The organism is Vibrio crassostreae, assembly GCF_024347415.1.
GTDB classification, from domain to species: domain Bacteria; phylum Pseudomonadota; class Gammaproteobacteria; order Enterobacterales; family Vibrionaceae; genus Vibrio; species Vibrio crassostreae.
On sequence record NZ_AP025476.1, the window covers coordinates 1,821,020 to 1,834,246 of the forward strand.

Here is a 13,227-nt window from a genome sequence, read left to right on the forward strand (position 1 = left end):
ACTGTAATGAAAAAAAAAAAGCCCAAACAACGTTAATTGTTTGGGCTTTTTCTATTCTTGTCGGCAACTTTATTTCGAGGGAAAGCATTGTAAAATCAATAGTTAATTATACAAATATCAATTCAAGTCACTATTTTTAATAACAAAAATCGCTTATTGGAAAATTTAAACTAGACTTCAATCTAACAGTTAAAGAATTTAAACGATTAGCGTAGGCTCTTCGGAGCCCTTTCCCCTAAGCCCAAACAGGAAGGTTTGGGCTTCTTTTTGACCACCAGACTCGCTTATTTGGTTAAGCGAATGCCTTCTTTGTCGATCGAGATTTTGCCAGACTTGTACAAACCACCAATGGTCTTTTTGAACGTACCTTTACTGGTTCTGAATGCAGAGAAAATCGCATCCGGTGAAGACTTGTCATTCAATGGCAAGAAGCCACCTTTCTTTTCAAGCAAGTCTAGAATCTTAGTGCTTAGGTCATCCATCTTAGCGACGCCAATCTTCTGAAGAGACAAGTCAATCTTACCGTCTTCTTCACGAACATTTTTAATGTAGCCTTTCAGTGTTTTACCGATGAACAGCTTACCGATGATGTCAGATGGGAAAATCATGCCCCAGTGCTCGCCATTCACGATTGCTTTGTAACCCAATTGGCTACGTTCAGCGATGATAAGATCCACTTGTTCGTTTTGCTTATAAGTCGCAGGCGTGTTGTCTAACCACTTGTTGAACTTTGTTGTACCTACAATGCGGCTAGATGCTTTATCAATATATACATATACTAAGATTGACTGACCTTCGTTTAAACGGCCACGTTGCTCGCTGAAAGGAACCAATAGGTCTTTACCTTTCACGCCCCAACTCATGAATGCACCAGTGCTGTTTACACCTTCAACGGTCATCAAACCAAACTGCCCTACTTGAGCAATCGGTTTTTCAGTCGTTGCAGCGATCTGGTTGTCAGAATCAATGTATAAGAAAACATCTAACTTTTGACCAATTTCAACACCTTCAGGAGTAAATCGTTTCGGCAGCAACACGGTTCCATAGTCGCTAGCGTCAAGGAATACACCGAAGTCTGCTTGTTTTACTACTTCTAAGTTGTTTATTTGACCAATATTAATCATCAAGATTGTCTCTACTTTAAATTTGGCGGAGATTATACGTGATCTCTGATATGCTTTCGCTAGTTTCATTCATATTTTTACATTCTAGGAGCCATCGTTGATCACCGTTGATAAACAAGATGCGATAACACTTAAAATTAACCATGCCATGGCTAAAACAAAAAAGCTCGACATGGACGTTTATCTATTCATTCCCGGTGAACTTGGACTGACTCCTGAAGTCCTTTCTGAAAGCGCATTTTTCTACAGCTCGATCACTCAAAAACGTGCTTATTACAGTGATAAAACACTGCTGCCTTTGGTGCACAGCCGTTTAGCAAAACGTGGTCGACTGTCCATTACACAGTACCGTGTCAGTTTGAGTTTGTTCGCCTATCAATATGTTATCGCGTTAGATAAAGCGGTGAGTAGCCTGAATAAAAATGATAGTGACGACGTAACGGCTGATGAAGTAGATGAAGTTATTGAGCTCGCGTTAGACATACTAAAAAAGCTTCGTCGTAGTATTCCTTATGAAGAGAACCTCAAACGCTACTACGCAAACATTGATAACTACCTTTCATGGTACACAGAGCAAAAATTCTTATCGTTGGTGTCACATATGCCACGTGGCAGCGAATACTCGACGATAAAAGAGCGACTCTTGACGCTTTGTGATAAGGAAACCGCTCACCGCAAGCTCAACCGTTACAACTCAGCTAAGGTACGTGAAGACGTCACCCGCCTGAGTAACAAGATGCGACTGCTGCGACGTTTGATAGAACACCCTATCGTACTCAAGGAGAAGACAACTTCCATGGGTAAAAACGTCAAACGTGCCGTTAAAGGTATTGCGACAGGTTTGGTGATGGTTGTCGTAACCACTACCGTAATCTTGGCTCGTGACTTTCTTGGTGAGATTACCGCCTCCTTCATCGTGGCGATGTCATTCATCTATGCGTTGCGTGAAATCTTCAAAGATGACTTGAGAGACATCCTGTGGCGATGGCTACGTAAAGGCAAGCCGAAATGGAAGCGTCGTTACTATGACCCAACGACCAATAAGTCTGTCGGCCATAAACTGGAATGGTTGGACTACGCGAACTTTTCGAAGCTTGCAGATCGTATTCAATCAATTCGTAAGAAGCGTGTAGTGCAACGTGAAGAGCAGATCTTGCATTATCGCTCTCATACTGAGATGTCGACATCGACGTTCATGAGTGGTTATGAAGAGACCCGTGAAACTTTATCCATCAGCTTAAGAGCGCTGACACGATTAATGGATAAGGGTTCAAATAAGGTATATCGCTTGAATGAAGGGCAAGTCAGCCGTGAATCAGTAGAAAAGCGCCACTTACTCAACCTGATCATTAAAGAAAATAATCACGATAACGAACCGACCTATTACCGTTGGAAAATCGTGATGAACCGTTCAAAGATCGTCGACATCGAGCAAATCACTCAAGAATCTTAATCTTGTTACGGTATGTGGATATTCAATTCACATACCGTTCTTGTCACTAATTCAACGGTTACCTTTTACTTTCAAACTATTTTCGAGACGGGACTTTCTTAATCGAAAGCGTTAGCGTGAACTCGGCCATCGGCTCGTCGCCATGCAAAGATGGGCAAGTCGCGATAATAGTTACGGGTTGATTCACTCGCTCCCCAGTGGACATGGTTTCTGCAAGCATAGTGTTGATCAACTCACCGTCGTTACAAGTGAAATGCACATCGCCTTCTGGACGCTTTAAGAAGTTACCCGTCACCTCTTTAAATGCCAACGAAATCTTTTCACCTTGCTGCTGAGATTTGCTCATCGCAAGAAAGCCCCCCGCCACATCAGCACCCACAGCCAATACGCCAAAGTACATGCTATTAAGATGGTTCTTCGTTCGTCTTTTAAGAGGGATTTTGACCTCAACATGTTGGTTATCCAGTGCGAGCAATTTTGGCCTGCACAGCCAGATCAGAGGCACTTTGAAAAAACCAAACATGCTCAAGTAGAAATTTGCTTTTTGTAGAGGGGTCAACATTCGGATTACCTAGTCAAATCAGTCATCAGACCAGTTAATCGATTAGCGATAGGGATGTCAAAAAAATGTTACAAAAAAGAGATATCATCGCATAATGATATCTCTTTCATTCTCAAAGCTTTAGCGCTTCAAGCAAGTTGATTTAACTTAAACAGCAAGCCGATTTATGCAGTCACGACCGTTTCTACGCCTTCAAGATCGGCAATGTAACCTTGTAGACGCGGGTAATCAACCAAGCCTTGAGTCACCAGCAGTACAGGCTTCTTCGCATGCAGCGTCGCTTTAACAATCATATCTAACAAGGTAATAACAGCCTCGTTTTGTGGATCGAAAGCGTGTTTCTGAGCTTCATTGTCCTTATCTACACCTAAAGTGAAAGACGCTAAGCTATCAACGTTTACCACAACACCATCAAAGTAATGCAATAGACGTTCGCTCAATAACACTGCAGACGGCACATCACATGAGAACAGTACTTTCAAACCATTCAGGCCGCGTGGTAAGCCTTGCTCTGCAAGCAGATCAATAATCTTAGCTGCATCGCTTAATGCTCGTACATACGGTACAACCACTTCAACGTTAATGCCCTGCTCTCGCAACGTTTTAATGACCTGACACTCTAAAGCGAAAGCCTTGCTGTACTCTGGTGTCGCGTAACGAGCAACGCCACGAACGCCTAGTGCTGGGTTAATCTCTTCAGCTTCACAGTTACCGCCAAGCAGCGAACGGAAGCCATAGCTGTCTGCACTGCTTAATGCGATACGAACAGAAATGTGATTTGGCTGAACGGCAGCTTGAATCGCAATCACCAAGGTCGAAACAAAATGCTCATCAACTGTTTTATCACCAAGGATCGCATTTAAAGACGTTTTTTCGATATCAGTAAGTGTATCTAAATGACTTTCAATACTTGGGTGGTAGAAGACGCGGTCCATTACCAATTCGGATAATGAAACGTATAAGTGGTTGGAATTATTATTATCGTTGTAAGAAGGCAGCACATCACCTAAAACAAGTTCTGGGTGCAAAGTGCTTTGATTTTCTTGAGTCATTGCTGCTCCAGCATTTTTATGTTGTGTTCAAACGAAAATACCGATAGCTGCCTGTTAATACAAGTGAAAATCCCTTATTTGACGCTGGCCTGCTGATAAAAATAAGAATATTAGCAATAACTGAGATAACTTTGACTCAATAGAGTTTATTCCTCTGTTCAATTCCGTTATCTTAACCACTTCGCAATAGAATAAAAAAGCTATCACATGCCATTAAAAACTGATGAGTTGAGAACCCAAGCTCTGGGTCCTATGCCAACTCCTGCCGAACTAGGCAATGCACACCCTATTACTGACGACGTTGCTGAGCGCATTAAAAATTCTCGCCGCCAAATCGAAGACATCCTAACTGGTCGTGATAACCGCCTATTAGTTATCGTAGGCCCTTGCTCTGTTCACGATACAGATGCGGCACTTGATTACGCTGAGCGCCTAAGCCAGATTCAAGACCAGTACAAAGATGAACTGTTCGTTGTAATGAGAACCTACTTCGAGAAGCCTCGTACGGTTGTAGGTTGGAAGGGTTTGATTACCGATCCAAACCTTGATGGTTCATACGCACTTGAAACGGGCTTAAACAAAGCTCGTAAGCTTCTGTTAGACATCAACAAGCTTGGCTTAGCAACAGCAACTGAATTCCTTGATATGATCACAGGTCAGTACATTGCAGACCTTATCACTTGGGGCGCGATTGGCGCTCGTACAACTGAATCTCAGATTCACCGTGAAATGGCTTCTGCACTGTCTTGCCCAGTTGGCTTCAAGAACGCGACCAACGGCAATATCAAGATTGCTATCGATGCAATTCGTGCAGCGCATGCGTCACACTACTTCTACTCTCCAGATAAGAATGGCCGCATGACGGTTTACCGTACTTCTGGCAACCCATACGGTCACGTTATTCTACGCGGTGGTGATAAAGGCCCTAACTTCGACGCTGAATCTGTAGATACCGCATGTAAGCAACTGGCTGAATTCGACCTGCCTCAACGTTTGGTTGTAGACTTCAGCCACGCTAACTGTCAGAAACAGCACCGTAAGCAGTTAGAAGTTGCACAAGACATTTGTGAGCAAATTAAATCTAACAAGAACCAAATTGCAGGCATCATGGCAGAAAGCTTCATTGTTGAAGGTAACCAACCAATGACCGACATCAACAACCTAGAATATGGCAAGTCAATTACTGACCCATGCCTAAGCTGGGAAGATACGGCAACAATGCTAGACATGCTTGCAACAGCAATTAAAGATAGAAACTTAGCTTAAGGAAACAACACAATGCCATCATTTGACATTATCTCTGAAGTAGAAGCAGTAGAACTGCGTAACGCGGTAGACAACGCAAACCGTGAACTATCGACTCGTTTCGATTTCCGCGGCGTTGAAGCAAGCTTTGATTACAAAGATGAATCAGTAAAATTGACTGCTCAAGACGATTTTCAACTGAAGCAAATGCGCGATATCCTTCGTAGCAACCTAACAAAGCGTAATGTTGATCCTAACGCGATGGAAGCAAAAGCGGCAGACCAAACAGGTCGCACTTGGCACCAAACGGTTATCTTTAAGCAAGGCATTGAAACTGATGTAGCGAAGAAGATCGTTAAACTAATCAAAGACAACAAAGTTAAAGTTCAAGCTTCTATCCAAGGCGACAAAGTTCGTGTAACAGGTAAGAAACGTGATGATCTACAAGCTGTTATGGCTCTAGTTCGCAGCGGTGAGCTTGGTCAACCATTCCAGTTTGACAACTTCCGCGACTAATTTTTGAGTATGAGCGACCGCTTGTTTCAGTTGCTCATTCATCATCACAATGTCCTGTTTGAAAAGCAGAAAGCCACTTCTTTATGAACTGACCCCCAATAGTTGGACACCAATTATTGGGGGTCTTTTTATGTCCAAATATAGCCGAGAGCTAAAATGTATCATTGCTAAGCAATACTTAGATGGCACGTCATCTCTCTACTTAGCCAAACAATATTCAATTTCGTCAAGACAGATTCGGTATTGGGCTCAAGTGTTTGCCATCCACGGCACTGCTTCATTTTTACCAACTAAGCATGCTGCTACTGCTCAGACAAAACGAAAAGCATTGAATTTAATGTGGACGAATGAATGGTCTCTCACGCACACTAGCGCTGTATTAAACCTCTCATCCCCTGGGATACTCTCTGTCTGGCTCAAACGATTTAATGAGCTGGGTATCAAAGGGCTCAAAATGCGCCAGAAAGGAAGACCCTCAATGAAACAGCAACCTCAACGTACCACTAAGCCTGATAATGAAATGACGCTTGAGGAGCTAAAAGAGGAGTTGGTCTACTTACGAACCGAGAATGCCGTTCTAAAAAAGTTGGAAGAGTTGGAGCAGGAAAAAAACCGTCGAACAAAGAAAAAGCGGTCATAGCTCTAACTCTTAAAGGCAAGTACCCACTAAAGCACTTACTGCACACTCTACAGCTGGCAAAAAGTGTCTTTTATTATCAGGCTCAAACGAGCAAGCGCCCAAATAGCTACGAACGTGAGCTGCGGTTGATAAAGTCAATTTATCATGAACATAAGGGTCGATACGGCTACCGCCGTATTCACTTGGAACTAAAAAATCAGGGGGTCGTGCTTAATCACAAAACGGTTCAAAGACTTATGGCTCAGCTGAACCTTAAATCGACAGTCAGGATTAAAAAGTATCGTTCATACCGAGGAGAGTCTGGAACAGCAGCTCCCAACGTGCTTGAAAGAGATTTTAGTGCGACTCAACCCGACGAAAAGTGGGTAACTGATGTCACGGAGTTCAAAGTCAAAGAGCAGAAAGTATACTTGTCTCCCATTGTCGACTTGTTTACTCAGGAAGTGGTTGCTTATAGAGTGGCCCAAAATGCCTGCTTGCCGCTTGTCACGGATATGCTGACGGAGGCTATATCAAAGCTGAAACCCAACTCAAAGCCAATTATACACAGCGATCAAGGTTGGCAATATCGCCATCGACAGTATCAGAAAAAGGTAGCGGAGAGTGGGTTAACGCAAAGCATGTCGAGAAAAGGTAACTGCTTGGATAATGCGGTTGCTGAAAACTTTTTTGCTTTACTCAAAACAGAGATGTATCACAACCAAAGCTTTGAAGATGCAGATGCTCTGATAGAGCAAATTAAAGAATACATCGAGTACTACAATACCAAACGTATAAAAGTGAAACTAAAAGGCCTGACTCCGATAGAATATCGAACTCAGGCCTTGAAAGCCGCTTAACAGAAATGTCCAACTTTACGGGGTCACTTCATTTATCGGAAGTGGCTTTTTATTTATCTGGTCTGTTTAAATCGAAGTCCTAGCTGGTAATCAGCCAACTCAACTAAGTACTTTGGCCGCTGACAGTTTTAGGTCTTTGCCGACCAACAGATTAAACTCCACGCTTGCTGGTGGAATAAACACACACACTCGCAATTTCTCAGCTCTTGCTTGCTCAAGCTTGGTTGATAGCTCTCCGCTGTTAGCATAGCTCTCTCTTTCTGCGTCTCGGCGGCACAGGTCGATAAATTCAAATGGACAATCGCTCGGTGAAAGTACGAGTTCTGCCTCTTGCATCAAACGTAAAGCCTTCATAGACAGCAACTCAACGTCCTGCTCGAATTCAATCCAAGTCACCTGTCCTTCGCTATCAATGCCTTCCGTTAGCGCTTGCTGATAGTAAGACTCTAACTGCTCTCTGTCAGTCACCTGCTCGATAAAACTGGATGACAAGAAACGCTCCCAAAACTTACGACGCTCGTCGACGGTTGGGAATGACTCTTTGATCGAATTGCGTTTTGATGCACCGAAATCTGCTATCAAACCTATATTTTGTGGCAATACCGTTTCGAGTTTTTCTCTAATATTTCTCACCAAAACAGGTGATGCACCGCCACTAGAGATGGCAATTTGGATCCTTCCGCGATTAATCATTGATGGCGTAATGAAGTCACAATAGGGTAAATCATCAACCACATTGACAAGAATACCCAATTTTTTTGCATCATTATGTACTTGATGATTCAAGCTTGGGTTGTCTGTCGTCGCCCACACCTGCAGGTAATTATTCGATATGATCTGTGACGAGTAAAAATTTTGCACCCAGTGAAGTTTATTTTCATCAACAAGCTGCTTTAAGTAAGGTGCGACCTTGGGAGATACCAAAGTCACATCAGCCCCAGCGCGTAACAAGCTGTCGACTTTACGGCAAGCAACCTCACCTCCACCAACCACTAAGATTGGCTTATTTTCTACATCCAAAAACATTGGGAAATAACGCATGTTCTTCCTTGAGATTACTTCAATAACTATTCAGCCATGCTACCAAATTTGGAGCATATTCATAACTATCGAAGTGCAATAAAAATATTTATTGACCAAATTTCAATCTTTTTTAAGGTTAATGCTCCACAACTGTGACATTCATTCAGAACATTTATCTAGTCAATTATCAATATAAAACTCTAAATCTCGTTGCACCAACAGTGTGAACTGTTGCACTATTTACATTCAGTTAACATTTGGTCATTCTAATTGTGTTCGGATTTGTGATTTCATTCAAAATTCTTTTTAAATTATACATTTGTGAAACTACGGATCCTTTCCTAACCTTATAAACAGTTGCTTAAATCGCACACAGTTTCATTTGCAAAATGCAACTCTTGTAATTTGAGCAACAAGGTCATAGAAAACGCAACACATAAGAGACACTCAAACGAGCACGAGTATCAGGTGTCACCTGGTTAACAAGGAAGGATACAAATGACAAATAAACTAACACTTCTTGCTTCAGTAGTAGCTGCATCAACTGCGATGATGGCAACATCAGCATCAGCGGCAGAAAGCACTCTGGACAAAGTCACATCTCAAGGTTTTCTAACTTGTGGTGTAAGTACAGGTCTTCCAGGGTTCTCTAACCCTAACTCAAAAGGTGAATGGGAAGGAATTGATGTTGAGTATTGTCAAGCTCTTGCAGCGGCTGTACTCGGTGACAAGACTAAAGTTAAGTATGTACCTCTAACCGCAAAAGAGCGTTTTACTGCGCTTCAATCTGGCGAAATCGACGTACTATCTCGTAACACAACATGGACACTACATCGTGACACTGCTTTAGGTCTGAACTTCGTAGGCGTTAACTACTACGATGGTCAAGGCTTCATGGTTAAGAAAGAGCTTGGCCTAACAAGTGCTCAAGAGCTTGATGGCGCTTCTGTATGTGTTCAATCAGGTACAACAACTGAACTTAACCTAGCCGATTACTTCCGTAACAGTGGCATGTCTTACAAGCCAGTGGTATTCGATACGGCAGCACAAACATCTAAAGGTTTCGACGCAGGTCGTTGTGACGTGCTAACGACTGACCAATCTGGTCTATACGCACTTCGCCTAAACCTCGCTGACCCTAAATCTGCACAAGTACTTCCTGAAATCATCTCTAAAGAACCTCTAGGTCCTGTTGTTCGTCAAGATGATGACAAATGGTTTAACGTTGCTAAGTGGACACTTTCAGCAATGATTAACGCGGAAGAATACGGCATCTCTTCTAAAAATGCAGACGAAATGCTTAAGTCAAAAGATCCAAACATCAAACGTATTCTTGGTGTAGACGGTCCTAAAGGTAAAGGCCTTGGCATTCGTGACGACTGGGGTTACCAAGTAATTAAGCAAGTTGGTAACTACGGTGAGAGTTTTGAGCGTACTGTTGGTACAGGTTCTCCACTTCAAATCTCTCGTGGTGTAAATGCATTATGGAATGCGGGCGGCTTTATGTACGCTCCACCAATCCGTTAATAAATTTTCAAGCATCAATTAGGGCGGAGTTTTCCGCCCTATTTATTAAATGGATTTGAGGTTATAGTAGTATGAAACCTAATGAAACTATTTCTCCAGCGCAGGCAAAGCCACAGCCCAAAAGTGCCAACTTATTTTACAACCCCACTTTTCGCTCCATCATTTTCCAAATTATCGCCGTCGGGGCGCTTTGTGCTTTCTTTTACACGATTGTAAATAATGCGCTCACTAACTTAGATTCCCGTGGTATCGCCACTGGTTTTGATTTTCTCTCCCAAGAAGCTGGTTTTGGCATAGGCTTAACACTGATTGAATACGACGAGACCTTCTCATACGGTCGTACATTCTTTATCGGTCTTCTCAATACCGCTTTAGTTTCAGTACTAGGCATCATGCTAGCCACGATACTGGGCTTTAGTATGGGTATCGCTAGACTCTCTTCAAACTGGCTAGTTAGCCGATTTGCAGCTGTCTACATTGAGATATTCCGAAATATCCCCCTTCTTTTGCAAATCTTTTTCTGGTACTTCGCCGTACTGCAAGCCTTGCCTTCTGCTCGTCAAAGCATGAGCCTAGGTGAAGCAATTTTCTTGAACGTACGTGGATTGTACTTCCCTGCTCCAGTGTTAGAGCAAGGCAGTAGCATTGTTATCGCATCATTGATTGTTGGTATCATCGCTACGTTTATTATCAACATTTGGGCTAATAACAAACAGAAACTTACCGGCCAACAAACACCGATGTTTCGAATTGCTGCAGCGTTGATTTTAGGCTTACCGTTGGTGACTTACTTTGTTATGGGTATGCCTATCTCTGCGGATTACCCTGTTTTAAAAGGGTTTAACTTCAAGGGTGGTATTAGCATAATCCCGGAGCTTGCTGCATTGATGCTTGCTTTAAGTATCTACACAGCAGCGTTCATTGCCGAGATTGTTCGTTCAGGTATTAACGCCGTAAACCATGGGCAAACAGAGGCTGCTATGTCTCTAGGAATCCCACGATCTAGAACCCTTAAGCTTGTCATTATCCCACAGGCATTAAGAATTATTATCCCACCACTAACCAGTCAGTACCTAAACCTGACCAAAAACTCATCACTTGCGATGGCCATTGGTTACCCTGATCTTGTCTCTGTATTTGCAGGAACAACATTAAACCAAACTGGACAAGCTATCGAAGTAATCGCGATGACAATGGGTGTCTACCTGACCTTGAGCCTATTAACATCTGCTCTAATGAACATATACAACCGCAAAGTAGCGTTGGTGGAGAGATAAGATGAGTACACATCAATTTCAACCTGATCTTCCGCCTCCAGCGAATACCGTTGGGCCAGTCGGTTGGTTAAGAAAAAATCTATTTAATGGACCAATTAACAGCGTCGTCACTGTGGTTCTTGCTTACTTTGCTTTTACCCTTATATGGGCAGTAGCGGATTGGGCATTCATCAGTGCCGACTGGATAGGAACCACACGCGATGCCTGCACTAGCGAAGGCGCTTGTTGGGTCTTTATTAGCGTTCGTTGGGAGCAATTCATGTATGGCTTCTACCCAGAAGCTGAACTGTGGCGACCTCGCCTCTTCTACGCTACGTTAGCCATTTTTGTGGCCTTACTGGCCTACGAAAAAACACCTAAACGTACGTGGATCTGGTTGTTCTTCGTAAACATCTACCCATTTATCATTGCTGGCTTGCTATACGGTGGTGTCTTTGGGTTAGAAGTTGTCGATACCCATAAATGGGGTGGTCTACTGGTCACACTGATCATCGCACTTGTTGGTATTGTAGTGTCACTCCCTATTGGTGTTGCACTTGCGCTTGGGCGTCGTTCAGAGATGCCGATCATTCGTAGTATGTGTACCGTATACATCGAAATTTGGCGTGGCGTACCGCTCATTACCGTTCTATTCATGGCCTCAGTTATGCTCCCGCTCTTTTTATCAGAAGGAACAGAAACCGATAAGCTGATTAGAGCACTTGTTGGGGTAGTACTATTCAGTGCAGCCTACATGGCAGAAGTAATTCGTGGTGGTTTACAAGCAATACCAAAAGGCCAATACGAAGCGGCTGATGCTCTGGGACTAAGCTACTGGAAAAAGACAGGGCTTATCATTCTTCCTCAAGCTCTTAAAATCACGATTCCTTCAATTGTGAACACCTTCATTGGTTTGTTCAAAGATACCAGTCTTGTTTTAATTATTGGTATGTTTGATGTGTTAGGAATTGGCCAAGCCGCGAATACCGACCCTGAATGGCTTGGGTATTCAACAGAAAGTTATGTATTTGTCGCGTTAGTGTTCTGGGTGTTCTGTTTTGGCATGTCGAGATATTCGATATGGCTAGAAAACAGACTTCACACCGGTCACAAACGATAATTAACAAGATCAAGGACGTATTATGACGCAGCAGACAGAAAACAACTCTCAAGGTCTTATGATCGAGTTGAAAGACATGAACAAATGGTACGGTGAATTCCACGTACTTAAGAACATCAACCTAGAAGTTAAAAAAGGCGAGAAAATCGTTATCTGTGGCCCTTCCGGCTCAGGTAAATCAACGATGATCCGCTGTATCAACCGATTAGAAGAGCACCAAAAGGGTCATATCTTTGTTTCAGGTAATGAATTGACGGAAGATCTCAAGAACATCGAAGCCGTTCGCCGAGATGTAGGCATGTGTTTCCAGCACTTCAATCTGTTCCCACATCTGACGGTATTAGAGAACTGTACTTTGGCCCCTATCTGGGTCAAAAAGATGCCGAAAGAAGAAGCTGAAGCGATTGCGATGAAATACCTAGAGCGTGTGAAAATTCCTGAGCAAGCAGACAAGTTCCCAGGTCAACTTTCAGGTGGTCAACAACAGCGTGTAGCTATCGCTCGCTCTTTGTGTATGAACCCTCAAGTGATGCTGTTTGATGAGCCAACGTCGGCACTCGATCCAGAAATGGTTCGTGAAGTATTAGACGTAATGGTTGAGCTAGCGGAAGAAGGCATGACAATGCTTTGTGTGACGCACGAGATGGGCTTTGCAAAAGAGGTAGCAGATCGCGTTATCTTCATGGATGCCGGTGAAATCATAGAAGAGAACAACCCTGTCGACTTCTTTGAAAACCCACAATCAGACAGAACGCAGAACTTCTTAAGTCAAATCTTACACCATTAATGTGTTATGATGCATAAACTATAGAGGCGGCTTAGATCGCCTCTTTATTTTTCAAGGTTATAGATGGTTTTCTAAAGTTCTAA

Annotated in this window: 13 protein-coding genes; 9 read left to right on the top strand and 4 right to left on the bottom strand. The window is 42.9% G+C overall.

Annotated features, from left to right (window positions below; translation table 11 throughout):
- Positions 1 to 284: 284 nt before the first annotated feature.
- Positions 285 to 1,193 carry a CvfB family protein gene (locus OC193_RS08395; RefSeq protein WP_080967362.1) on the bottom strand — a complete coding sequence of 303 codons (909 nt, stop codon included), beginning with the start codon at positions 1,191 to 1,193 and terminating at the stop codon, positions 285 to 287.
- A 28-nt stretch (positions 1,194 to 1,221) separates the two neighbouring features.
- Here OC193_RS08395 and OC193_RS08400 point away from each other — a divergent pair, with 28 nt between their 5' ends.
- Entirely contained in the window at positions 1,222 to 2,577 is a 1,356-nt protein-coding gene (locus tag OC193_RS08400) for a hypothetical protein (protein WP_048660779.1), read from the top strand.
- Positions 2,578 to 2,653: 76 nt separating this feature from the next.
- On the opposite strand, the gene OC193_RS08405 is transcribed toward OC193_RS08400, so the two are convergent.
- Together OC193_RS08405 and OC193_RS08410 are read right to left on the bottom strand one after the other, a co-directional pair.
- Complete coding sequence (locus OC193_RS08405) at positions 2,654 to 3,139, bottom strand: PaaI family thioesterase (RefSeq protein WP_017082222.1); 486 nt, start codon at positions 3,137 to 3,139, stop codon at positions 2,654 to 2,656.
- A gap of 164 nt (positions 3,140 to 3,303) precedes the next feature.
- The gene (locus OC193_RS08410) at positions 3,304 to 4,191 is read right to left on the bottom strand and encodes a putative PEP-binding protein (protein WP_048661948.1); all 888 of its coding nucleotides are present in this window, start codon (positions 4,189 to 4,191) and stop codon (positions 3,304 to 3,306) included.
- 207 nt (positions 4,192 to 4,398) lie between these two features.
- Here OC193_RS08410 and OC193_RS08415 point away from each other — a divergent pair, with 207 nt between their 5' ends.
- From OC193_RS08415 to OC193_RS08430, 4 genes are all read left to right on the top strand, one after another.
- Positions 4,399 to 5,457, top strand: coding sequence for a 3-deoxy-7-phosphoheptulonate synthase (locus tag OC193_RS08415; protein ID WP_048661946.1), 1,059 nt, complete (start codon positions 4,399 to 4,401; stop codon positions 5,455 to 5,457).
- 12 nt (positions 5,458 to 5,469) lie between these two features.
- The gene (locus OC193_RS08420; RefSeq protein ID WP_004733632.1) at positions 5,470 to 5,952 is read left to right on the top strand and encodes a YajQ family cyclic di-GMP-binding protein; all 483 of its coding nucleotides are present in this window, start codon (positions 5,470 to 5,472) and stop codon (positions 5,950 to 5,952) included.
- Positions 5,953 to 6,082: 130 nt separating this feature from the next.
- The gene (locus tag OC193_RS08425) at positions 6,083 to 6,592 is read left to right on the top strand and encodes a helix-turn-helix domain-containing protein (protein ID WP_261978623.1); all 510 of its coding nucleotides are present in this window, start codon (positions 6,083 to 6,085) and stop codon (positions 6,590 to 6,592) included.
- Positions 6,589 to 7,431 carry an IS3 family transposase gene (locus OC193_RS08430; protein ID WP_123961588.1) on the top strand — a complete coding sequence of 281 codons (843 nt, stop codon included), beginning with the start codon at positions 6,589 to 6,591 and terminating at the stop codon, positions 7,429 to 7,431. The genes OC193_RS08425 and OC193_RS08430 overlap by 4 nt, the downstream gene beginning before the upstream one ends.
- A gap of 99 nt (positions 7,432 to 7,530) precedes the next feature.
- Here the strand turns inward: OC193_RS08430 and OC193_RS08435 are convergent, their stop codons facing one another.
- Positions 7,531 to 8,472 carry a precorrin-2 dehydrogenase/sirohydrochlorin ferrochelatase family protein gene (locus OC193_RS08435; protein ID WP_048662989.1) on the bottom strand — a complete coding sequence of 314 codons (942 nt, stop codon included), beginning with the start codon at positions 8,470 to 8,472 and terminating at the stop codon, positions 7,531 to 7,533.
- A gap of 480 nt (positions 8,473 to 8,952) precedes the next feature.
- Between OC193_RS08435 and OC193_RS08440 the strand changes: the two genes are divergently transcribed.
- The 4 genes from OC193_RS08440 (at position 8,953) to OC193_RS08455 (ending at position 13,144) form a co-directional block, all read left to right on the top strand.
- Positions 8,953 to 9,981 carry an amino acid ABC transporter substrate-binding protein gene (locus OC193_RS08440; protein ID WP_004733634.1) on the top strand — a complete coding sequence of 343 codons (1,029 nt, stop codon included), beginning with the start codon at positions 8,953 to 8,955 and terminating at the stop codon, positions 9,979 to 9,981.
- Positions 9,982 to 10,052: 71 nt separating this feature from the next.
- Entirely contained in the window at positions 10,053 to 11,258 is a 1,206-nt protein-coding gene (locus OC193_RS08445) for an amino acid ABC transporter permease (protein ID WP_048660775.1), read from the top strand.
- Between the two features lies 1 nt (position 11,259).
- Positions 11,260 to 12,357: an amino acid ABC transporter permease gene (locus OC193_RS08450; protein WP_048660774.1), complete on the top strand. Its 1,098-nt coding sequence runs from the start codon at positions 11,260 to 11,262 to the stop codon at positions 12,355 to 12,357.
- Positions 12,358 to 12,379: 22 nt separating this feature from the next.
- Entirely contained in the window at positions 12,380 to 13,144 is a 765-nt protein-coding gene (locus OC193_RS08455) for an amino acid ABC transporter ATP-binding protein (protein WP_017059704.1), read from the top strand.
- The last annotated feature ends 83 nt before the right edge of the window (positions 13,145 to 13,227 follow it).